The sequence below is a fragment of the Rossellomorea aquimaris genome (assembly GCF_020172085.1).
GTDB lineage: Bacteria > Bacillota > Bacilli > Bacillales > Bacillaceae_B > Rossellomorea > Rossellomorea aquimaris_E.
In genome coordinates this window covers 764,866-788,017 of sequence record NZ_JAIVAT010000003.1, presented here as the reverse complement: position 1 = coordinate 788,017, position 23,152 = coordinate 764,866, and the positions used below count along the sequence as shown (strand labels likewise).

24 protein-coding genes are annotated in these 23,152 nt (G+C 42.6%); 6 read left to right on the top strand and 18 right to left on the bottom strand.

Annotated features, from left to right (window positions below; genetic code table 11):
- Window positions 1-365 precede the first annotated feature (365 nt).
- A complete protein-coding gene (locus LCL96_RS04725) occupies window positions 366-905 on the bottom strand; it encodes a histidine phosphatase family protein (protein ID WP_224940284.1) in 540 nt (179 codons plus the stop codon).
- Window positions 906-915: 10 nt separating this feature from the next.
- Entirely contained in the window at window positions 916-1,842 is a 927-nt protein-coding gene (gene rnz / locus LCL96_RS04720) for a ribonuclease Z (protein ID WP_224940283.1), read from the bottom strand.
- 286 nt (window positions 1,843-2,128) lie between these two features.
- Between rnz and zwf the strand changes: the two genes are divergently transcribed.
- Together zwf and LCL96_RS04710 are read left to right on the top strand one after the other, a co-directional pair.
- Window positions 2,129-3,631, top strand: coding sequence for a glucose-6-phosphate dehydrogenase (gene zwf, locus LCL96_RS04715; RefSeq protein ID WP_224940282.1), 1,503 nt, complete (start codon window positions 2,129-2,131; stop codon window positions 3,629-3,631).
- A gap of 16 nt (window positions 3,632-3,647) precedes the next feature.
- Window positions 3,648-4,268, top strand: a complete 621-nt coding sequence (locus LCL96_RS04710; protein ID WP_224940281.1) for a cyclase family protein — start codon at window positions 3,648-3,650, stop codon at window positions 4,266-4,268.
- A gap of 344 nt (window positions 4,269-4,612) precedes the next feature.
- Here LCL96_RS04710 and LCL96_RS04705 read toward each other — a convergent pair whose 3' ends face one another.
- Entirely contained in the window at window positions 4,613-5,449 is an 837-nt protein-coding gene (locus tag LCL96_RS04705) for a DUF2935 domain-containing protein (RefSeq protein ID WP_224940280.1), read from the bottom strand.
- A 121-nt stretch (window positions 5,450-5,570) separates the two neighbouring features.
- Between LCL96_RS04705 and LCL96_RS04700 the strand changes: the two genes are divergently transcribed.
- Genes LCL96_RS04700 through LCL96_RS04690 form a run of 3 tightly spaced genes read left to right on the top strand, consistent with a single transcriptional unit; the run spans window position 5,571 to window position 9,260 of the window.
- The gene (locus LCL96_RS04700) at window positions 5,571-7,067 is read left to right on the top strand and encodes a spore germination protein (RefSeq protein WP_224940279.1); all 1,497 of its coding nucleotides are present in this window, start codon (window positions 5,571-5,573) and stop codon (window positions 7,065-7,067) included.
- Between the two features lie 10 nt (window positions 7,068-7,077).
- Window positions 7,078-8,157 (top strand): GerAB/ArcD/ProY family transporter, encoded by a 1,080-nt coding sequence (locus LCL96_RS04695; RefSeq protein WP_224940278.1) that lies wholly within the window; start codon window positions 7,078-7,080, stop codon window positions 8,155-8,157.
- Window positions 8,154-9,260, top strand: a complete 1,107-nt coding sequence (locus LCL96_RS04690; protein WP_224940277.1) for a Ger(x)C family spore germination protein — start codon at window positions 8,154-8,156, stop codon at window positions 9,258-9,260. The genes LCL96_RS04695 and LCL96_RS04690 overlap by 4 nt, the downstream gene beginning before the upstream one ends.
- A 62-nt stretch (window positions 9,261-9,322) precedes the next feature.
- On the opposite strand, the gene LCL96_RS04685 is transcribed toward LCL96_RS04690, so the two are convergent.
- From LCL96_RS04685 to mce, 11 genes are all read right to left on the bottom strand, one after another.
- Window positions 9,323-9,877 (bottom strand): GNAT family N-acetyltransferase, encoded by a 555-nt coding sequence (locus tag LCL96_RS04685; protein WP_224940276.1) that lies wholly within the window; start codon window positions 9,875-9,877, stop codon window positions 9,323-9,325.
- Window positions 9,837-10,226 (bottom strand): iron chaperone, encoded by a 390-nt coding sequence (locus tag LCL96_RS04680; RefSeq protein WP_224940275.1) that lies wholly within the window; start codon window positions 10,224-10,226, stop codon window positions 9,837-9,839. The genes LCL96_RS04685 and LCL96_RS04680 overlap by 41 nt, the downstream gene beginning before the upstream one ends.
- A gap of 110 nt (window positions 10,227-10,336) precedes the next feature.
- Complete coding sequence (locus LCL96_RS04675) at window positions 10,337-11,008, bottom strand: hypothetical protein (protein ID WP_224940274.1); 672 nt, start codon at window positions 11,006-11,008, stop codon at window positions 10,337-10,339.
- A 22-nt stretch (window positions 11,009-11,030) separates the two neighbouring features.
- Complete coding sequence (locus LCL96_RS04670) at window positions 11,031-12,131, bottom strand: DUF58 domain-containing protein (RefSeq protein WP_224940273.1); 1,101 nt, start codon at window positions 12,129-12,131, stop codon at window positions 11,031-11,033.
- Window positions 12,128-13,051, bottom strand: a complete 924-nt coding sequence (locus LCL96_RS04665) for an AAA family ATPase (RefSeq protein ID WP_224940272.1) — start codon at window positions 13,049-13,051, stop codon at window positions 12,128-12,130. The genes LCL96_RS04670 and LCL96_RS04665 overlap by 4 nt, the downstream gene beginning before the upstream one ends.
- Before the next feature lie 139 nt (window positions 13,052-13,190).
- The gene (gene gndA, locus LCL96_RS04660) at window positions 13,191-14,597 is read right to left on the bottom strand and encodes an NADP-dependent phosphogluconate dehydrogenase (protein WP_224940271.1); all 1,407 of its coding nucleotides are present in this window, start codon (window positions 14,595-14,597) and stop codon (window positions 13,191-13,193) included.
- 152 nt (window positions 14,598-14,749) lie between these two features.
- Window positions 14,750-16,003: a DNA polymerase IV gene (locus LCL96_RS04655; RefSeq protein WP_224940270.1), complete on the bottom strand. Its 1,254-nt coding sequence runs from the start codon at window positions 16,001-16,003 to the stop codon at window positions 14,750-14,752.
- Between the two features lie 21 nt (window positions 16,004-16,024).
- Window positions 16,025-16,495 (bottom strand): chemotaxis protein CheW, encoded by a 471-nt coding sequence (locus tag LCL96_RS04650; protein ID WP_224940269.1) that lies wholly within the window; start codon window positions 16,493-16,495, stop codon window positions 16,025-16,027.
- A gap of 179 nt (window positions 16,496-16,674) precedes the next feature.
- On the bottom strand, window positions 16,675-17,799 hold the full coding sequence (locus tag LCL96_RS04645; RefSeq protein WP_224940268.1) for a tripeptidase T: 1,125 nt from the start codon (window positions 17,797-17,799) through the stop codon (window positions 16,675-16,677).
- Between the two features lie 76 nt (window positions 17,800-17,875).
- Window positions 17,876-19,423: an acyl-CoA carboxylase subunit beta gene (locus tag LCL96_RS04640; RefSeq protein WP_224940267.1), complete on the bottom strand. Its 1,548-nt coding sequence runs from the start codon at window positions 19,421-19,423 to the stop codon at window positions 17,876-17,878.
- 5 nt (window positions 19,424-19,428) lie between these two features.
- Window positions 19,429-19,842 (bottom strand): methylmalonyl-CoA epimerase, encoded by a 414-nt coding sequence (gene mce, locus LCL96_RS04635; RefSeq protein ID WP_224940266.1) that lies wholly within the window; start codon window positions 19,840-19,842, stop codon window positions 19,429-19,431.
- A gap of 187 nt (window positions 19,843-20,029) precedes the next feature.
- Between mce and prli42 the strand changes: the two genes are divergently transcribed.
- Window positions 20,030-20,125: a stressosome-associated protein Prli42 gene (gene prli42 / locus LCL96_RS04630; RefSeq protein ID WP_224940265.1), complete on the top strand. Its 96-nt coding sequence runs from the start codon at window positions 20,030-20,032 to the stop codon at window positions 20,123-20,125.
- A 47-nt stretch (window positions 20,126-20,172) separates the two neighbouring features.
- Here the strand turns inward: prli42 and LCL96_RS04625 are convergent, their stop codons facing one another.
- From LCL96_RS04625 to LCL96_RS04610, 4 genes are all read right to left on the bottom strand, one after another.
- Complete coding sequence (locus LCL96_RS04625; protein WP_224940264.1) at window positions 20,173-20,676, bottom strand: L,D-transpeptidase; 504 nt, start codon at window positions 20,674-20,676, stop codon at window positions 20,173-20,175.
- Between the two features lie 21 nt (window positions 20,677-20,697).
- Window positions 20,698-21,675 (bottom strand): aromatic acid exporter family protein, encoded by a 978-nt coding sequence (locus LCL96_RS04620; RefSeq protein ID WP_224940263.1) that lies wholly within the window; start codon window positions 21,673-21,675, stop codon window positions 20,698-20,700.
- A gap of 105 nt (window positions 21,676-21,780) precedes the next feature.
- Window positions 21,781-22,497: an amino acid ABC transporter ATP-binding protein gene (locus tag LCL96_RS04615; protein ID WP_224940262.1), complete on the bottom strand. Its 717-nt coding sequence runs from the start codon at window positions 22,495-22,497 to the stop codon at window positions 21,781-21,783.
- Window positions 22,490-23,146, bottom strand: coding sequence for an amino acid ABC transporter permease (locus tag LCL96_RS04610; RefSeq protein ID WP_224940261.1), 657 nt, complete (start codon window positions 23,144-23,146; stop codon window positions 22,490-22,492). The genes LCL96_RS04615 and LCL96_RS04610 overlap by 8 nt, the downstream gene beginning before the upstream one ends.
- Between the last annotated feature and the right edge of the window lie 6 nt (window positions 23,147-23,152).

Genomic DNA, 23,152 nt, shown 5'->3' with positions numbered 1-23,152 from the left:
GTGAAGGGAACTGCTCCGCTTTCCACGGTCGTTCGGCCAAGCCTCCTCAGCAAAAAACGCTTCCGGGGTCTCGGCACGCCCGTTTTCCGTAGGAGTCTCCACAGTTCCCTTCCCCCTCTAATGTAGCAAGTATTGACTGAGCAAAATGGTTCATGAATATCAGTTAAGAAGAATATAAGTACTATTTACTATAATTGGTCACTTCAACTACAAGAAAAAAAGAGTTGGTGTAATTTATTCTGACGTTTACACTGGTATTACTGAAACATTTATGCTTAGACAGTTGATTGGAGCGGAAACCAACCACTACTCTCTACATCCAAAAGCAACAATGTTTACGAAAACAGCCATTATAATAAACTTCCCTACTCCCAAATACGTCGTACAGAGGCACTCCTCTCTTCTATTTCTACGACATATACATCCGGGTTCGAAAGAGCAAACAGCTCGTCATAACCATAGCGTTCATCAAATAACCTCAAAATCAGCGTCGTTAAATTGCCATGACTCACACAAACGATTCTGTCCTCTTTCTTTTTCACTACTTCATCAATAAAGGATTTCGCCCGCTCCATCGCCATATGATTGGACTCGCCACCAGGTAAGGATAAGGAAAAATCCTCGAAGCTCATCTTCAACTTTTCCATCCAATCGGGAAGATCTTGATCACTCAGTACTCTTTCCCCCAGTCGGTCGTCCTGCTGAATTCTTAGGCCGGAACGTTCGGCAAAGGGGGTGATGGTGTTTACTGCCCTTACGAACGGACTTGAATAAATCGCCTCGACAGAACGGTTTTCTAAAAATGCCGCTAATCGCACCGCCTGACATTCCCCTTCTTTCGTTAAAGGAGCCTGAATCGGCTGCCCTTCTGCTTTCGCATGACGCACAACGTAAATCGTCTTCATTTCCTCACCCCTACTTCTTTATAGGTATGACATACTCTAAGAAATCCCTTGCTATATACGTTTCAGGGAAGACGTCCCTTGCTTCCTTCTCCAGTTCCTCCCATGATTCCTTGGCATAGCGGGAAGAAATATGGGTCAGGAAGAGACGCTTGGCATCGGCTCTCAGGGCCGTTTCGCCTGCTTGTTTCGTCGTGGAATGAAAATACTCCCGGGCCATGTCTTCCTGATCCCTGTTAAAGGTTGCTTCATGGACCAGGACATCCGCACACTTCCCAAGCTCCACTGCATTAGAACAAATCCTTGTATCCCCTAAAATGGTGACGACCCGTCCGGGAATCGACGGCCCGAGAAAATCCTGTCCATGAATCTCCCTTCCATCTTCCAGAAGAACCGTTTCCCCTAATTTTAACCGCCTATACAGAGGACCTGGCCCAACCCCTTGTTCCCGTAATTGATCCACTTGCAGAACACCAGGCTTATCTTTTTCAATCACACGGTATCCGAAGGTCGGCAGTGCGTGATCAAGCTCCATTGCTTCTACACGGAAGCCATCGTCTTCAAAGACGACACCCTCCTCGATTTCCATCACTTCTAGTGGGTATTGAAGATGAGTCCTGCTGACGGAGAGGGATACCTCAATATACTCTTTGATCCCCTTCGGACCATACACCGTCAGTAGCGATTCTCCCCCTTGGAATGAACGGCTCCCAAGTAGCCCAGGCAATCCGTAGATGTGATCACCGTGCAGGTGGGTGATGAAAATCTTCTCGATTCTTCTCGGTTTTAAGCTTGTATGTAAAATTTGATGCTGTGTCGCTTCCCCGCAATCAAAGAGCCACACGGCACCACGTTCCTCCAATAACTTCAGTGCGATACTGGTCACATTGCGGAGTTTGGCAGGCACACCGGCACCCGTACCTAAAAATAACAATTCCACTTCTTTCACTCCTCAGATGAGCTATTCTGTCTCCATTTTAGCATAATCCCCGTCTTTTTACCCTTTCACGGAAAAGGAGTCATAAGAATGAAAATTAAAGCCAACATAAGGACGAAGATGTTTGCACACACAATAAAACGTTTTCAAGAAAATGCATGGAAAAAGTCCTCAGCATATAATTTGCTAAATGAATCAGAAGTCTTTAAAATTAAGTAATTGTATAGGATATTAAATAAGAAGAAACGCGTAAATAAGGGTTACAACAAGATAAAGTGAGGTCATGACATTGAATAATCCAACAACACCAACATCTCTGATTACGATCTTCGGAGCGACTGGTGATTTAGCCAAAAGAAAACTATATCCATCTCTTTATCATTTGTTCCGTAAAGGGAAAATTTCAAAGCGTTTTGCCGTTGTAGGTGTAGCACGACGGGAATGGTCTAATGAAGAATTCCAGGAACACGTTAAAACATCGGTACATAAGGCGTTAGGCAGCAACGAAAACATCGATGAATTTGTTTCCCATTTCTATTATCAGCCGAATGATGTCTCAAACAGTGATTCATACAAAGCACTCAAGAACTTATCAGATGAGCTGGATGAAACATATGAACTAGAAGGAAATCGCGTCTTCTACTTAGCGATGGCTCCTGAATTCTTCGGAACGATTACAGAGCAGTTGAAAAACCAAGGATTAACCGATACGAATGGCTTCCAGCGACTTGTGATTGAAAAGCCGTTCGGTCACGATTTGCCTTCAGCTGAAAAACTGAACAGCCAAATCCGTGAATCGTTCTCTGAAGATCAAATCTATCGTATTGATCACTATCTTGGAAAAGAAATGGTGCAGAACATCGAAGTCATCCGTTTCTCCAACGCGCTGTTCGAACCTCTTTGGAACAACCGTTATATTTCCAACATCCAGGTTACTTCCTCTGAAGAACTTGGTGTAGAAGATCGCGGGCGCTATTATGAGAAAAGCGGGGCCCTGCGCGATATGGTTCAGAACCACTTGCTTCAAATGGTCGCCCTCTTAGCCATGGAGCCGCCGATCAAATTGACAACGGATGAAATCCGCAGTGAAAAAGTGCGTGTTCTAAGATCACTTCGTCCATTTGAACAAGAAGAGGTCAAGGATTACTTCGTTCGTGGCCAATACGGACCAGGTAAAGTTGGGAATCAGGATTTACCAGGCTACCGTGAAGCAGAAAACGTCGATGAACAGTCCAATACGGAAACCTATGTTGCCGGTAAGTTGATGATTGATAATTTCCGTTGGGCAGGTGTCCCATTCTATATCCGTACGGGAAAAAGAATGGAGGCAAAATCAACGAAAATCGTCATCCAGTTCAAGGATATCCCGATGAATCTCTATTACAATCCGGACAAACCTCTTGCTCCGAACCTGCTGGTCATTCACATCCAACCTGAAGAAGGCATCACCCTTCACTTGAACGTGAAGAAATCCGGACAGAACATCGAAACGACTCCGGTGAAACTGAACTTTGCCAACACAAGCGTGGATGGGATGAATACACCGGAAGCATATGAAAAACTCCTTTTCGATTGCCTTCGCGGAGACGCAACGAACTTCACTCATTGGGATGAAGTGAAGCTGTCCTGGGCATTTGTCGACAAAATCTCTGAAGTATGGGAACATACACGTGACGGAGAATTCCCGAACTACGAAGCAGGCTCAATGGGGCCAAAAGCCGCTGACAATCTGCTGGCGAAAGACGGCTTCTCCTGGTGGCCGATTGCCAACCTCGATGTAGACCAATGCTAAGAAAGGTGTGGAACCAATGAAAATTTATGACGTAACAGCCCCGATTTTTAACGGGATGCCCGTTTACAAAAACAAACCAGAAAAACAACCGAGTATCGAAACGAATACAAACGGCCATGTGACGGAGTCAAGACTCTCGATGGATGTTCATACAGGAACTCATGTTGACGCTCCACTTCACATGATCAACGATGGAGAAACCATCGAAACCATCGAAATCGAAAAGCTCGTTCGCCCCGTTAAAGTATTTGATTTAACAGAGGTCGATGAAAAGATCAGCCTGAAGGATATTCAAGGCTTTGAAATCGAAGAGAATGATTTTATCCTCTTCAAAACGAAGAATTCATGGGATACTGAATTCAACTTTGACTTCATCTTTGTAGCGGAAGACGCTGCAGCACACCTTGCTGAGAAGAAAATCTCAGGTGTGGGAATCGATGCACTGGGAATTGAAAGAGCCCAGGATGGACACCCGACCCACCGCAGCCTGATGGGAAGCGGCGTCATCATCATGGAAGGCCTTCAACTCAAAGATATCGAAGCAGGTCAGTACTTCATGGTGGCAGCACCTCTTAAAATCCAAAACACCGATGCATCACCGGCACGCGTGCTGTTGTTTGATGAAATGATCGGGTAACCATTTGTTGCAGACTCTCTGGCATATTGCCGGAGAGTCTTTTTATGTAGATTAAAATTCTTCTATAAATATTTCCTTTGCCCCCACTTTAATCGTGACTGGATTAAAACAAGTTGCTTTTTGAAAGATGAGACACTTTCAGCAGAACTTGTGCCAGTTTTGGGTGAACTTGTGCCAGTTCATGTGAAACTTGAGCCACCTTCGAGAAAACTTGTGCCACCTTCGAGAAAACTTGTGCCACTTCCTATTAAACTTGAGCCAAATGGTGAATGAAAATGATTGTAATGGTCCATCATGGTGTTCTTTAGACTTTACAACATACACAAAGCCTGAGGGACACTTCCTCAGGCTTTGTTATCTTTCCTCAAAGTTGGTTTTGTCAGCTTACAATCCGGATAGTGAATGGCAGGTGCATAATAAGAAAGCTTCTTCATAAAATAACAGGCTTCAGGAAAGTGATGTTCAAGAAATCGGAGTGTCGAATTATTAAGTACTTCATCATTAACATACAGATTTAATACTTCCTCTACTAATTGGGTAAAGGCGACTACCTGGATCGAAACGTCTTCTGCGAATCGTATTTGAGCGGGGAAACCAGGCTGAGTAAAATGCAAATATCCCTTGAACATATCATTTTTAACCATAAATTGAGAAAACTGTACCATTAACGCATTTCCCTTTTCAATTAAATCAATTTCCGCGCTATCCAATATATCTACGAGCAATGCTGCATGCCCCCGTTGGTCATCAAGCCACAAGTCCATTAAATCCACTAGTGGAAGTAATGGATACTCCTCACCTCTCGTATAGCTTTGTAAAATTCTGAGGTATTCCCTGTTTTCTGCCAAAGTTCCATTCAAATAGCTCGGTGATAAATTTAAGTTCACCTGATTGTACAGCCGTAAATGTAGAAGATGCCCTTCAAATGTGTAATATTGATACGAAACCTCCTGTGCCCATTCTGAAAGCTGAATCATTTCAGGAGCTGATACCGGAAGGTCTCTAGGAATTTTCATCATCTCTTTCTCAACATTTTCAAACCATTCAATGTAGTACTCTGCTTGAGTGACCCACTTTACTTCTGTCGGGCTTAAATAATCTCGGATAAAATAAGCATGATCTTTAAGGATCCCTAGCCAGAATTCATGTTCTTGCCAAGGTGTTATATTCTCAAACCCCATATATACTCCTCCTCCAACATTCTTCTACTTAACCTTATTAAGAGAAATAAGGCTTCATGCTTAGAATAGAAAAGTCTTTTTAGGAAAAAATAGCACAAACTGCAAATAAAGAGGGTTTAGTATGGGCTTACTATCATTCGTGAAAAAAATGACTTTAAAAGAGGAAAGCATACCAACTGAAAGACATCCAATATCTTCGTCTGACATTGACATACATTCCCTGGATTTCAGCCATATAGTAGACCAATTTCAAAACTGCGAAGATTTACGAATCCGCCATTTTAAGGAGCTAGACATTCAACTTATTTATTTTGACAACCTTGTAGATAAACAGATCCTTAACGAAGGGATATTGGACTGGATCAACAAAGGAAACACCAATGAATTACACCGTGAAATAGATTCATCCGGACTAAAGGAAATCACATCAAATAAGCAAGCAGTGATTGACGTTCTCAATGGGGATGTCGTTCTTTCATTTGAAGATCGACTATTTTCTTTACAGGCTGGTGGTGCGGAGAACAGGAGCATAGAAGAATCTGAAACAGAATCAATTATTTTAGGACCACATGATTCCTTTATTGAATCAGCAGATGTGAATATCTCTATGATTCGAAAACGCTTAAAAAGCTCTCATTTAAAAACCATCAACTTAAGTGCAGGTGAAATTACGAAAACCTCTATCACAATCATGTATCTTGAAGATATTGCCCCTAAAGAGGAATTGGAATACTTAAAGAATCGCATCAACGATATTGAATATAGTGGAATTCTCGACACGAACATTCTCGTACAGATGATTGATGATCAGCCGCTCTCTCCTTTTCCCCAGTTTTTCACAACAGAACGCCCAGATGTAAGTGCTTCTAAATTGTTGTCAGGGAAAATGGTCGGTATCGTGGATGGAAGTCCTTACGTTTTTTGTGCACCGGTCAGTTTTTTTGACTTCTTTCAGTCCGTGGATGATTACAGTCAAAGATGGATAACCGGAACCTTTATACGATTACTGAGGATGTTCGCTTTCGTCATAACGGTTGCTTTTACAGCCATCTATGTTTCCGTTACGACTTTTCATTATGAAATGGTGCCTCAGGAATTACTGCCAAGTCTCATTGAATCTCGTAGTAAAGTACCTTTTCCTCCGTTAATTGAAGCGATCTTTCTTGAATTGGTCATTGAACTTCTAAGAGAGGCAGGAGCCCGCCTCCCTACTAAGATCGGGCAAACGATCGGAATTGTAGGGGGGATTGTCATCGGACAGGCGGCTGTAGAAGCTGGCATAACAAGTAACATCCTTATTATCGCTGTTGCTGTTTCTGCCATCTCTTCTTTTGTCATCCCCAGCTATGTGATGAGTGCTTCCATCAGGATCGTCCGTTTTTCTTTTATTTTACTGGCTGGATTCTGGGGAAACATGGGCTTGGTATTCGGACTGGGATTGTTGGTCATTCACTTGACTACATTGACATCACTTAAAACACCTTACATGATTCCATTTTCTCCAACCTTCTTTAACGATTGGCTCGACACAATCATCAGGGCACCTTACATGTTCATCAAGGATCGCCCGGAACAAATCAAAACCAGAAATGAAACGATTAATAAGATGAAAAAGTAGGCGATGCAATATGAAAGAAAAGCTCCATCCCTTTCAGGTAGCGTTACTCATATACATGATTCAATCAGGCGTAACACTATTTAGCATTCCGAGACTATCCGCGGAAGCCTTTGGCACGAACGGATGGATCGGGATCGTCATTTTATTTGGAATAGTTACCTTAAATATATTATTGATTGGATTAGTAAACAAATATGGGCACGGCCAATCACTCTTTATAATCATTGAAAATATTTTTCCAAAGTGGCTGTTCGTTCCTTTTTACCTTTTTTTAAGTATTATCTTTACCCTTCTCGCAACCCTGGTTACGAAAAAGTATATTTTGCTATTACAAATGTTATTTTTCAGGGATACCCCTTCCATCGTTTTTGTGGGCATGTTTTTTATTCTCAGCTTCTTTTTATTGAAAGGATCCATTTATGAAATAGGAAAAGCGACCGTCATTTTATTCTTTATGACGATATGGACCATGCTCTTACTTACCTTTCATCTTTCTGAATTCAGTTTTACACGAATGACAACCTTCATGATGAAGGGGGATAAAGATCTATTTTCAGGAGGCATAAATGTTTTTTCAGCCTTTCTCGGCTACGAACTGAGCTTATTTCTCATTCCATATGTCCAAAAGAATTTTACAAAAGGAGTTTTCTTTGGAAATGCCATCACGTCGTTCATCTACATCTCCGTCAGTTTTGTTTGTTATGGATTCTTCAGCTTTGAATACATCATCCATGATCTATATCCTGTTATCTCATTAATCGAATATGTGAAGTTTCCCTTTGTAGAAAGAGTGGAGAATCTCATTTTCACCCTATTTGCATTAAAGGTCTTGATTACCGTGGTCATGTATTTATGGGCAAGCAAAGAGTTGATTTCACACTCATTTCAGAAACTCCGACCAAATTTCATCAGTTTACTCCTGTTAACGGTCGGAACGCTCATTTCCTTCATACCGGATATTATTAGAGAGGTCGATCAATGGCTCACTTGGTTAACTTATTTTGATATTGGAATCGCTTTTTTATTGCCGATTTTTTTACTTCTTTTGATAGGGCTGAATAAGGTGAAACAGAAAAAGGTGACATTATGAAATTTATGTATGTGTTCATTTTACTTCTATGCATACTTTCAGGTTGCGAAAAAAATATTATTGATAAATTAGGTATGCTGGATGCAGTCGGATATGACCTTTCAGATGATAAGGAGAAACCGCTTATGGTTACTATTAACTACCCTAATGTAACGAAACAGGGATTGTATCAAAACAAGATCCTTTCAGTGGACGCCAAATCCAGCAAGGATTCAAGAATTCGATTCAACCACCGTTCGAATCTAAAAATTGTAAGTGGTCAGATAAATGTAGCACTGTTTGGATCCGATTTAGCAAAGATAGGGGTTAAAGAAATTTTAGATACTTATATGAGAGATCCGAGTCTCGGTACAAGGGTATACCTTGCCGTCGCAGAAGGAACAGCTCGAGAGATATTGGAGTTTAAGCCAGTTGAAGACACGAACAGTTCATTATATCTGCGCACATTTTTAGAAAAACTGGACAATGAAAATGAAAGAATAAACTATAACACCTACCAATTTAACCGGGATTATTTTGATGATGGCATCGATCCAATTATGCCCTATTACACGATCAAGGATCAGAATATTAACATTGATGGATATGCGTTATTTGATGATGACCATTTTGTTCATCATCTCTCCCCCACTCTTTCAGGCGTTCTATTCACCTTGCGTAAAGAAACACCGAAAGGAACGTTCAGCTTTGAAATCGCTCCCCCTGATGATAAACATGCCTTTCCTTACCAATTAATGTTTGATTATCGAAAAACGAAATGGGATATTGATGTTGAAATAAAGGATCATAAGCCGATTTCTGTCAACATAGCTATTGAGCTTAGAGGAAGCGTTCTGGAGTACACCAAGGATGAACTGACAGATTCCGAAAAAACACAAAAGAAGATGGAAAAAGAAATCAATGAATATTTAATGGGAAAATCCAAGGAATTACTGAAGCTCACCCAGGAGCTTGGAGTAGATCCCATTGGAATAGGTAGCTATGTACGAAACAAACTCTCCTATGAGGATTGGAAGAAATTAAATTGGGATGAGGTTTATCCTACTATTGAAACCAACGTGGATATAAAAATGCAATTAGTAAATACAGGACAAACAAAATAAATAGAGTATGATAATAAAGATAGGCACCCTACCTCGTAGGGTGCTTAAGTAAATCATCTTTCTTACAAAACTAAACTCATTTCAATTTCATCTTCAGATTGATTGATTGTTGTAAATCCTACTTTTTCATAAACACGAATGGCTGCTTTATTTTGTGCGTCCACAACTAACTTTACCTCGTCATGTTTACCGTTATAATGTTGGATGCCAAACTCTATCCCCTCTCGCACGAATTTCGCTCCCAGTCCTTTCCCTACTAAAGAAGGTTTTAAAGCTAACCCAATCTCCAAAGTGCTTCCATCTGAATTGAATTCGAATAATCCAACCGTGTCATTTTCCAAGATAGCTGCAAATCCCTCGCAACCACCAGGACCTATCAACCTCCCCGTCTTATTGAATGAATCAAAATAAGGAGTCATCAGTACTTCCTCTATAAATCCCTCATAATTCCAAGCGTCAATTTCTTTTAAATACACCATATTGATTGGTTTAAATGTAAAATACACTCTATCTTCTCCTCTATGGACCATAATGGCTGTAATGGGTCTGCATTTTTTATCAATCAGATCGTCTAAGCTATTTTTTCTTTTGTGCTCTATTGTCAGCTTTTTCTTCATTCTCAGCCACCCTGAATGTTACGATTTCCCGAATCAACTCATAGGGAATGGGCCTATTCAACGGAAATTGCACGGACGCTTTTGCGGTCTTATACTCTGTCATTTTATCTTTAAACGCATTGATTCCACTAGGCGTTGGGTAGAATCCAATATGATTTTTATAAGCCGCAAAATGAACCAGGTTTCCATGTAGTGCAAAGGTAGGCATTTGATAGCTGATCTTCTCCTTTGCATTAGGGACCGTCATGATAATAAGTTCTCTTAAGGATTGTAAACGTTCCTGGACGTTTTCTGGGAATTGTGAAATATATTCATCGACGGTCGTAAAAGACTTCTTGTTTTCTTCCATTATTATGGCTCCTTTCAAAACGAAAAAAATGGTCTAAAACAAAGGGATGCTTCATTCATTTTATCGTAAGAAATCCGTTGGTGTCATCTCCCCAAACGGACTTATAATCTCTATTTTAATAATTTCTTCAATAAGCGTATTTCTTTATGAGTAAATGACTTCCCACCGTAGCGAACCTTTTCATAAACCGGTATGACCTCAGTTGGTCCTTTTATCCGCTTGAACCACTCTTGGATCGTTTCGTGGTTCTTTTTTCTATTTATGATGTTTAAATGAGTCTCCCAGTCTTTCAACATTTGACGGATTTCGTTCAACTTTTCCTCAGAGAGGGTAATGACGCCATCCTTTAGAGGCTCTAATTGATCTTGTTTAATGACATGCTGGTTGTTAGATATTTGTGCTATATCTTCTTTTTTCTCTTTCCTCTTTTTCTTGCGGCGATGGTACAATAAGAGCCACGCAGCTGTTAGAACTACGAAGACCCCATACTTCTTTGCTGCATCCAGAATTCCTTTACCACTACTACCATTTTCACCGAAAAAGGGATCCACGAACCAGGGTAAAGGTTCATCCACCTCAATAGGCTTATCGAGTCTCTTCTGTTCAAGGGTTCTCCCTTCTTCCCCGGGACCCAGACTGAGGTTACTCTCCCCGCCGCTATCCTCTACATAGTAATACTTCTTGATTTTTTCAGTCGTGTTATTAGATAAAGTCATTAATAACAGACTAGAAACGGCACAGATGAGAATAAAAAGAACGGATACCCCTACTTTCTTCAACATGGACCCTCCCCTCATAACGTTTTCACCGTTTGATGTGTAGAAGCTCTCTGCGCCTGGCTGGTTCAGGCGGAGTTCCGATAATCAAACCTAGTGACCTTTTGTCTTTACCCTTCTGTGAATGATGAAAGAAGCGTTCGGTTGAAAAATATCTTCCATTGGGGTCGATAAGTGCAAGCGTCTCGATCAACCTCCTCAATTGCGTGCGGTCGAGATCGTTCTTGAGACGCATGATTTCATGATGTTCGGTCGCATAATTCACCCACAGTTCTACCTTGCACCCCTCTTTTATCAAGTACAAGCAGACAGACACGGTGTATTCGATCAACTCTTCCATGTCCTTCCTGAGGTGAAACTGGCCCGTTCCGACCATGTTAAGAAAGATGGAATAGACATCCCCGTGAACTTTTTGATATTTTTTCGCAAGGAGCCTATTCTCTTTGGCTGTCGCAAGCCAGTGAATATGTCTGAAACTTTCATTTTCATAATCTTTTGTTCCTATTATGCTCGTCTCATCTAGAAACAAAGAGGTATTGGCCTGTCTATATCCCTGAAGCATGGATTTCAACTTCATATCATGAATCTTTCCTATCCGTGGAAGGATTTTAAATGAAGGGAGTTCAACCTCTCTATATTCCACGCGATACGTTTGCAGAAACATGGGATCTCCAAGTAATAATTCAAGATTGCTCCATCGATGAATCCCCCTGCTTTTCCCTTTCAAGGATATGGTAAACGTTTTTTGAGATTTAGCCGGGAGGTCTAGGAACAAGGAGTAGATGCTTTTCTCACCTTTACTGCTTGTGAACACGAGCTCACGGTCACTCCTCGTCTCTATATTCAATTTGAGGCGATACAATGGGAGAGCAGAGTCATTTCTGACCTCAATATGGCAGGTAAACGTTTCATCGATGCTTGAAGCGTCATGGTATTTCTTTACGTTCCATGAAAGTTTCTTATACTGGATATTCAAGTAAATCCTCGAGAATAGAGCCATTGAAAGAACCAGGAAGAAAAGAAATACAAGGAAGCTATATCCTGCGAAACTGCTGATAATGAGCAGGATCCCGTTCAAGAGCAAGACCATCGGGGCGAAGAAAAAGGGTGGTTCCTTATGTAGTTTCATTGTGTTTCTACCGGGACGGACGTGCTGTCAAGTATCTCGTGTAGGATGGCTTCTTTCGATGTCTTTACTTCCCCTTCCACATTCAATGAGATTCTATGAGCCAACAGAGGCAGGGCGAGCTCCTTCACATCTTCCGGCGTGCTGAAATCCCTTCCGTACAGGAAAGCCCTTGACTGGATCGCCTTCATATAGGCAAGGGAACCACGGGGACTTACCCCTACATCCACATATTGATGATGCCTCGTCTTTTGGACGATGTCCATCATATAATCTTCTATTTCTTCTGAAACCAGGACATTTTTCACTCTCTGCTTTAACTGGAGAATCTCATCAATGGAGATGACACTCTCGATAATTTCAAAAGGGTTTGAAGAACGGAATCTCCTTAACATCATTTTTTCTTTTTCTGGAGAGGGGTACCCTTGCCTGATGGTGAGGAGGAAACGATCGAGCTGAGCATCCGGCAAGGGAAAGGTACCAATGGAATCATATGGATTTTGCGTGGCAATGACACAAAAGGGCTTGGGCAAATGATACGTGGAACCCCCAAGCGTGACATGCTTCTCTTCCATCAGTTCGAGAAGGGCGGACTGGGTCCTTGGAACGGCACGATTAATCTCATCGATGAGGAGGACGTTATTGAACACAGGTCCCTTCCGAACTTTAAAGTCGCTCGTTTTCACATCAAAGTATTCCTGCCCCACGATATCCGAAGGTAGAGTATCTGGAGTAAACTGGAGACGGTTAAATGACCCGTCGATGCTTCTTGAAAAGCATTTCGCCATGGTGGTCTTCCCCGTACCCGGTACATCCTCCAGCAGCACATGACCATCGCTCAATAAGGCGATGATCATTAATTCTATTTCTTTCTCTTTATCGATCATGACTTTGGCTATATTTTCTTTTATCGATTGAAGCATGTCTCCACCCCTATATTTATATGTAATATAATGGTAACATATCTTATTTCATTAGAGGTGCAAATGTTCGAAAACTCTGTTTATTTCACATACAAAAAACCCCTCTCCTATCGAATAGAAAAGGGGCTTTCTCGTTCTATTATTTCATCCACTCGGTATGGAAAATACCTTCTTTATCCACACGCTCATAAGTGTGTGCACCGAAATAATCCCGTTGAGCCTGGATCAGGTTCGCAGGAAGCGTCTCTGTCCGGTAGCTGTCGTAATAAGAGAGGGCCGCTGAGAAACCAGGTACCGGTACACCGTTCTGGACGGCTACACTGATGACTTCTCGAAGTGCGTATTGATAACTTTCGACGATCTCTTTAAAGTATGGATCCAGTAAAAGGTTCGCCAGTTTAGATTCACGGTCATACGCTTCTTTGATCTTTTGAAGGAACTGAGCACGGATGATGCACCCTCCACGGAAGATCATCGCGATATCTCCGTATTGGAGATCCCAATTATATTCATCAGAAGCAGAACGCATTTGCGCAAACCCTTGTGCATACGAACAAATCTTACTCATATAAAGAGCCTTCCGAATCGATTCAACCAATGCTTCTTTATCACCATCAAAAGCTTTCGCATCAGGACCCTTCAGCATTTTGCTCGCTTTCACACGCTCATCTTTAATGGCAGAGATGAAGCGGGCGAAGACGGACTCCGTGATGATCGGTAAGGAAACGCCAAGATCCAAAGCACTTTGGCTTGTCCATTTACCCGTCCCTTTTTGACCGGCTTTATCAAGGATGACGTCAACCATAGGTTTTCCGGTTTCTTCATCTTTCTTCGTGAAGATATCGGCGGTAATCTCGATCAGGTAGCTGTCAAGCTCGCCTTTATTCCAGTCGGCAAATACTTCATGCAGTTCTTCGGCACTTAAGCCGAGGACATTCTTCATCAGGAAGTACGATTCTGCAATCAGCTGCATATCTCCGTACTCGATTCCATTGTGAACCATCTTCACATAGTGACCTGCACCATCTGGACCGATATACGTGGTACAAGGATCTCCGTTTACCTTCGCCGCGATGTCTTTCAAGATAGGAGCGACAAGATCATACGCTTCCTTCTGTCCACCAGGCATGATGGAAGGACCCGTAAGAGCACCTTCTTCCCCACCGGATACACCTGTCCCGATAAAATGGATGCCTAGTTCGCTTAATTCCTGATTGCGTCGACGCGTATCTTCGAAGAACGTATTTCCTCCATCGATCAGGATATCCCCTTTTTCAAGGAAAGGCTTCAATTGTTCAATTGTCGCATCTGTCGGATTTCCCGCCTTGACCATCAAAAGGATCTTTCGGGGTCTTTCCAACGAGTTGACAAATTCTTCAATCGTATATGTAGGAACGACATTCTTGCCCTTTGATTCGTCCATCATCTCGTCCGTTTTTTCACGGGAACGATTGTAAACAGAAACAGAATATCCCCTGCTTTCAATATTCCATGCTAAATTTTTACCCATTACGGCTAAGCCGATCACACCAATTTCTTGAGGCATAGTCAACGTCCTTTCATCTATAGATTCATGATTATTCATCTTTCAATGTCACGACTAAAGTCTATTTCAATCTAACAAGAATGGAGTTGTGATGCAAATAATCCGTCCCGCGGAGTCTGTCATCTGTTATAAGGTGTCCCCTTTTGGCCATGTCATTCCCTCAAAAAATCTTTATTGAAGCTTGTGTCCTGTTTTGAGTCAAAGGACCTCTTCTTGTTTTTCCCCTTTACACCCTGGGAGATGGAGTCTTTCCCAAATTTGTCCTGAAGCTTGGTCAATACGTTGTATAGCGGTTCCTTTTCAGCCACTTTCTCAAAAGAAAAGATGTCCAGCTGCTCCGTGGCTTCACTTTTTTCCACCACATCCTGGGCAGTGACCCCTAATAGCCTTACAGGATCGCCATCCCAATGCTTTAAGAAAAGGTCTTTTGCATGGTGGTATAGATCTTCCTTTTTGTAAATCGGATTTTCTACTTTTTTGCTTCGTGTGATGGTTTTCCTGAATTTATCACGAATCATCAGTTGAATCGTCGTTCCTAGAACGTCTTTTTGTTGAAGACGGGAGGACACCTTTGCACATAGTTTCTCTACAACAATTAAAAGCTCATGTTGATTTGTTGTGTCCTTGGGTAACGTAGTCGAATTTCCGACGCTCTTGTAATCATAAATGGACTCCGGATCCACATTTCTTCGATCGATCCCATTGGCACGTTCCTTAAGACGAACTCCATTGATCCCAAGTAGGGACTTAAGCTGAATATCATTGGCATGAGCCAAATCACTGCATGTGTGAATGCCGATAGAATTCAGCTTCTCGGCGGTTTTTTGGCCGATCCCATGCATTTCAATGACGGGAAGAGGCCAAATCTTCTCAGGGATATCACGTTTTCGTAGTACGGTGATTCCCATCGGTTTTTTCATATCAGATGCGGTTTTAGCCAAAAATTTATTAGGAGCCACCCCGATGCTGCAGGGTAAATCCAGTTGTCCTTGAATCTGGGATTGGATATCCGAGGCAATTTGTAGAGGAGTTCCCTTATCAAATGAGTCCGTGATATCGACATACCCTTCATCTATAGAAACAGGCTCCACTAATTCTGAGTACTGTCTGAGAATATCAAATATTCCTTTGGAGGCTGCACGATAGCGGTCGAAGTTAGGCGTCATGATGATCAAATTCGGGCATAATTTTTTGGCTTCCCAAAGAGGCATCGTCGTTTTCACGCCAAAGCTTCTCGCTTCATAACTGCATGTCACGATGATGCCCCGCCTTTCTTCGGGATTTCCTGCTATGGCCAAAGGCTTTCCCTTCAATGTTGGATCAAAGGCCATCTCGACCGAGGCATAGAAACTATTCATATCAACATGAAGGATCACTCGTCCGTTTTTTGGATAATGAGAGTTCATTGCAATCGCGGCTTTCTTTGTTTAATTTTGATGAGTTTTTTGCTCGTTTACGTAGTCCTTTACTTCTTTCATACCATCGAGGCTCTTAACTAAAACATTGGGATCAATTTGGGTGAACATCGAATCCTCAAGGTTGATGACTCCTGAAAAATAGTTGGTTTTAGAATAGGCAAGCAGACCTACATCCGTGAACGAGTCAACAGGTACTTCAATGATTTCTTTTGCTTCCTTCACGACCAGGCCAACCTGCATCGTTTCTGTGTCGATGACAAGAAGAAACAATCCTTTTAAAGATTCTGAAGAAGTATGATACAGGATATCCGATAAATCCAGTACTGGAATCAGCTCTCCTCTCACCTTGGTGATTCCGCGTACAAATGAAGGCAAATGAGGGATACTCCTCACTTCTTCTACTTTTTCGATTGATACTACATTTTCAATAGGTAGAGCATATTCTTCTTTTCCGGCATGAAATACGACGACTTTCGGCATCTTACTAACGTCCCCTCTCAAACTCTAGATATGTATACTACTAATGTACCATAATTTAGAAAGGATAGGTGCTGGTTTGAAAGAAGAAAATGTCCACGAACGAAGGGATACCCTATTGTTCGTGGACATTTGAATGTATTTTAGGGGCTATCGCATCTGGGCAAAGCCCCTCCGCTTTTCTATTCCCCAGCGACTTCCTGAATGATGGCTACTACCATTTCAGAGAGTTTGTTTAGTTCTTCTACAGGCATTCTTTCACTCTTCGTGTGGATTTCTTCGTAGCCTACTGCAAGATTGACAGTCGGCACTCCGAATCCTGCGATGACATTTGCGTCGCTTCCTCCTCCGCTAGTAAGAAGGTCGCTTGGACGACCGATTTTCTTTGCGGCACGCTTCGCCACTTCCACTACTTCGTCACCGTCTTTGAACTTGAATCCAGGGTACATGACCTGCACTTCCACTTCCGCTTTGCCGCCCATTTCTTCGGCTACGGATGTGAAGGCCGCTTTCATTTTCTCTACTTGTGCTTCCATTTTCTCAGGGACAAGTGAACGTGCTTCCGCTAAGATATCCGCTTGCTCGCATACGATATTCGTTGCTTTTCCGCCTTCAAAGCGACCGATATTCGCAGTCGTTTCTTCATCGATCCGTCCTAAAGGCATTTTGGAGATGGCTTTGGCTGCAATCGTGATCGCCGAAACCCCTTTTTCAGGAGCAACACCTGCATGGGCTGTTTTCCCGTAGATCGTCGCTTTTACTTTAGCCTGAGTAGGCGCTGCTACGATGATGTTCCCTACTTTCCCATCACTATCAAGTGCGAAACCGTATTTCGCTTTTACGAGCGATGAATCAAGGGCTTTTGCTCCAACAAGGCCAGATTCTTCCCCTACGGTAATGATGAACTGGATATCACCGTGAGCAATATTGTTTTCTTTCAATACACGTACAGATTCAAGCATCGTCGCAAGACCTGCTTTATCATCTGCTCCAAGAATAGTCGTACCGTCAGAGTAGATGTAGCCATCCTCTTTAAGGGTCGGCTTCACCCCTTTTGCAGGAACCACCGTATCCATATGGGAAGTGAAGTAAATCGTATCGACTCCTTCTTTATTCCCCTTTAATGTACAGATCAGGTTTCCGGCACCATGTCCTGTTTCACCCATCGTATCATCTTCGAACACTTCTACCCCAAGATCAGAGAACTTCTTGGTTAAGACTTTCGCAATTTCCGCTTCTTCTTTCGTTTCGGAATCAATTTGAACCAATTCCAGGAATTCATTTAATAAACGTTCATGATTTATCATTTAGTAGACCTCCACAAATATGTATTCACTCCTATAGTATAGCGTGAATAGTCAAGGACAACAAATGGAATCACTTTTACAATGGAATATTGCCGTGCTTTTTCTTCGGACGCTCTTCCCTCTTGTTTCGCATCATTTCCAGCCCCTGTATCAGCTTGATGCGGGTTTCACGTGGGTCGATGACATCATCGACCATACCACGTGATGCCGCCACATAAGGATTCGCAAATTTCTCACGGTATTCCTCGATCTTTTGTTCACGAAGCTCTTCCGGATTCTCACTGCCTGCGATTTCCCTGGCAAAAATAATATTTGCCGCACCTTGAGGTCCCATGACGGCGATTTCGGCATTCGGCCATGCAAATACTAAATCTGCCCCGATCGATTTACTATTGAGGGCTACATACGCCCCTCCATAAGCTTTTCGTAGGATCACGGTCATTTTCGGAACCGTCGCTTCTGAATAGGCATAAAGAATTTTCGCACCATGGCGAATAATTCCTCCATGCTCCTGCTTGATACCTGGGAAGAATCCTGTTACATCCTCGAATGTAATCAAAGGAATATTAAAGGAATCACAGAACCGGATGAAGCGGGCCGCTTTGTCAGAAGAATCGATGTCAAGTCCCCCTGCCATGAATTTCGGCTGGTTGCATACAAGGCCGACAACCTCGCCTTTGATGCGGGCCAAACCAACCACAATGTTTTTCGCAAATTCCTTCTGTACTTCCATGAAGCTGCCTTCATCGACGATTTCGTTGATGACCGTTCGGACGTCGTACGGACGGATGGCATCGAATGGAATAAGATCCGTTAAGTTGGCACGGTAATCATCTTCTTCATTCACTTCCAGACGCGGAGCTTTTTCCTCATTATTTTGAGGTAAATAAGCTAACAGTCTTCGAACCTCTTGTAACACTTCTTCCTCGGTCTTTCCCCTGAAATGGGCATTGCCGCTTATGGAGTTATGAACCTTTGCTCCGCCAAGGTCTTCTGAACTGATCTTTTCACCTGTCACGGTTTCGATCACTTTTGGTCCCGTGATAAACATTTGACTGGTATCATCCACCATGAAGACGAAATCCGTGATGGCAGGTGAATAGACCGCTCCACCGGCACATGGCCCCATAATGACGGATATTTGCGGAATCACCCCAGAGTAGATGGCATTCCGGTAGAAGATATGACCGTAGCCATCCAGGGAGACGACTCCTTCTTGGATCCTTGCTCCGCCTGAGTCATTCAATCCGATGAACGGAGCACCGTTTTTAACAGCCAGGTCCATCACATGGGAAATCTTCTTTGCGTGCATCTCTCCCAATGCCCCTCCAAATACAGTGAAATCCTGTGAGAATAAGTAAATCGGCTTACCGTTTACTTTCCCGTATCCAGTCACGACCCCGTCCCCTGGACCTTGCATTCCATCCAACCCAAAGTCTGAGCATCTGTGCTCGATGAATGGGTTCAATTCCACAAAGCTTCCCGGATCGACTAACAGATCGATTCGTTCCCTTGCTGTCAACTTTCCTTTCTCGTGCTGTTTATCTATTTTTTTATCACCGCCGCCAAGCTCCACTTCTCTTCTGCGATCGTATAATTCATTTATTTTTTCATAGATATCCATTATGGTTACTCCCCCTTGATGTTGGTTTTATCACAAAGTTCATATAGCACGCCGTGTGCCGATTTCGGATGCAGAAATGCGACGGAAGCCCCGCCTGCACCCGGCTTCGGAGTATCATTGATCATTCGTACGCCTTTGGTTCGTAGTTCCTCGATTCGTTCCTCGATTCCTTCAACCCCAAAGGCTATATGGTGAATTCCTTCTCCCCTTTTTTCAATGAATGATGCAATCGGGCTTTCTTTATGTAGTGGCTCCAGTAACTCCAGCTTAAGGTTCCCGCTATCCAGGAATGCTACCTTCACACCTTGATTTCCCACTTCTTCAATCTTAAGTAATGTAAGACCGAGAGTACCTTCGTAAAATGCGAGAACATTGTCTATTGATGATACTGCTATTCCGATATGATCTACCATTTTCATCCCTATCATCCCCCTGTTGTTTGCATGCTCCACCCTATAGTATTCCATACACGGTGTCGGATTTCCTCCTATTTCGCCGAATTATTAAAGCGTTTTCTTTTATTCCGGTGGTTGTCTTCTATCACCATTCACGATAAAATAGAGTTGAAAATTATCTCATGCTTAATTGGGAGAATGGAGCGATACGATGGGTAATAAAAAAGTTCAAAAGATCATTGTATTTGTCATGCTGTTTGCGATGATTGCATCCACGATCATGGCAGGACTGACGTTTTTATTATAAAAATTAAAAGGATCTGCTTTTCGACTAGTCGAAAAGCAGATCCTTCTTTATTTTATTGCCCCATATTCTTTTCCCAGCTGTTGAAAGCTTTTCTTTGTTTTCACGACGAGTACTTTGGTACCGATGGGGACTTTATCGAAAAGAGCTTCAACCTGTTTGTTGTGCATCCGGATGCATCCGTTCGAAATATATCTACCTATACTTGAAGGCTGATTTGTCCCGTGAATCCCGTAAATCCTGCCGTCCGTTCCTTTGGCATCGAAACCGATCCAGCGTGTCCCAAGCGGGTTTCTTGGATCTCCGCCTGGAATGTTTTTTTTGCGGTAATAAGGATTTTTGGCTTTGACCGTCACATTGAATAAGCCTTCTGGAGTCAGCTCTGTAGTTTTCCCCGTTGCGATAGGGAAAGGTCCATGGATGGTGCCTTCGGCTATGAATGCTAATTGATTATTTTCCTTGTTCACAATCATAAATGGATCTCCAGGAATCGGGTTCCTTCCGAGAGGCCAGATGGGAGAGGCAAACAATAGGATGGCAAGAAGTAAACGCATCTTATCACCTTTTTCATGTTTTTAGGTGTAGTTTGCTTCACTTTCATGCTTTTTTATTCCTTTAAACGAACTCTTCAGGAGGAGGTATTGCTCCATCTCCTGAACAAACTGATAAAGGGCGGCACGGGTTTCGAATTCTTCCCTCGTTTTGGGTAACTCCATCTGCTCGAACTCCACTTTCATATCATACAGTTTTTTTAAGTAAAAGAGCGCCGTGTTTCCAGGATGAATATGATCGCTCAGTTCTTCCAGGAATTCTGCTATACGATGTCCCTGCTCAACCGTTAGCGATATGGATGTGGCAATCGGCAGGATACGCTGAAGGATTTCAAATTGCTTCTCCCTCATTTTAAAATATAAATAGTATAAGTTCTCGTCTCTTAAAAAATGGTTTTCTACATCTTTGAAGGCAATCGTCTTCGCCTCTTTGAGCAATTGCTCCGTATCCGTGATTTCCTTGCCGTCCCAATTGCTGTCATTTGTCTTTAAGTAATTGATCATTTCGCAGAAGATCTTATAAAAGTTGGCTTCGATTTTCTCCTGATAGTCGATCATCTGTTTGTCGACACTTGGCATATACAAGTTCATCAGGAGGGCAATTCCGATCCCGATCACGATGATTCCCAATTCATTTTCAAACAGCCCAAGAGTGACATGTCCCGCTGAGTAAACATGAAGGATGATGACGGAACTTGTGACAATCCCCTCTTTTATGTTCAGTTGGACGGTAATGGGAATGAACACGAGGAGCAGCAAACCGATGACCGCAGGGTGATAGGCGATGAACTCAAAAAATCCGGCAGAAAAGATCATCGCAATAACGCATGCCAGGAAGCGGCTCCATGATGCGTTAACCGATTTCTTCTTAGTATTTTGAATGCACAGGATCGTCAATATCCCGGCCGATACGAAGTTATCCAGATGGAACCACTGTGCGAGGCTGATGGCAGCCGCGGTACCGATTCCGGTCTTTAGTGTCCGATATCCGATTCGAAACATTCATCTTTCTCCTTACTACTTCATTTTTTAGCTTCTTTAGAATACCACAAACTGTGTTGAACATAAAAAGAAGGATTAACGGCCCGTGCCGTTAATCCTTTTAGACTACAATATCTTCTCGAGAAACTCTTTTCCCCTGTCACTTTGAGGACTAGAGAAAAATGCTTTAGGCTGTCCCTCTTCAACAATCTTCCCATCATCCATGAAGAGGATCCTATCCGCTACTTCCCTTGCAAATCCCATTTCATGGGTGACGATGATCATCGTCATGCCTGTTTGAGCAAGAGATTTCATGACGTCGAGAACTTCTTTCACCATTTCAGGATCAAGGGCAGACGTCGGTTCGTCAAATAACATGACCTTTGGCTCCATGGCAAGTGCCCTTGCAATTGCCACACGCTGTTTCTGCCCACCCGATAAACGGTTCGGATATTCTTCACTTTTTTCTTTCAAACCAACTTTTATCAAGAGGTCCGTCCCCAGTTTCTTCGCCTCTGCTTTGTTCAAGCCTTTCACTTTCACTGGAGCGTATATGACATTTTCCAAAACGGTCATATGTGGAAAGAGGTGAAAATGCTGAAATACCATCCCTACGTCCTGTCTGACTTTGTTAATGTTTTTTCCCTTTACGAGGGCTTCTTCAAAGTATATCGATCCTGAAGTAGGCTCTTCTAAATGATTCAGACATCGCAATAAGGTGGATTTCCCGGAACCGGAGGGACCGATCAACGCAACGACTTCCCCTTTTTCAACCGAGAAGTCAATCCCTTTAAGTACTTTCAGTTTTCCAAACGATTTAGTAATGTTTTCTCCATTAATCATTACGAAGTCTCCCTTCCAGCACTTTCCCAAGTAGAGTCAATATCATGACAAGCACATAGTAGATCAGCCCAGCAAATAATAACGGTTCAAAGAAAGAATATAAATCACTTCCAACCATATAAGAACGTCTCATCACATCCGCTGCACCGATGACGGTGACGATGGCGGATTCCTTGGTAAGAGTGATGAATTCGTTCATCAACGCAGGCAGGATATTCTTGATTGCCTGTGGCAAGATCACATCTTTCATCATTAAACGATAAGGGACTCCAAGAGCCATTGCAGCTTCCTTTTGCCCTTTATCCACTGCATTGATCCCGGCTCGGATGATTTCTGATATATAAGCAGCCGAATTCAGTGAAAACGCTAGAATAGCGGCTGAGTATGGTTCAATTTGTGTCCCGAACAGCTGTGGCGAACCGTAAAAAATGATCATCAGCTGAAGAACGAGAGGTGTTCCCCTGAAGATGGACGTATAAAGGTCGGCAAGCAGTGTTAAGGGTTTGATAGAACTTATTTTGCAGAGAGCAAGAAGGATACCGAATGCAAATCCAAGCACCCCTGATAACGCGACAATCTTAAGCGTGACCTTCAATCCTTCCAGAATAAAAGGGATCGAAGGGATCAATTGTTCAAAATCTAGCGGCATGAAAAT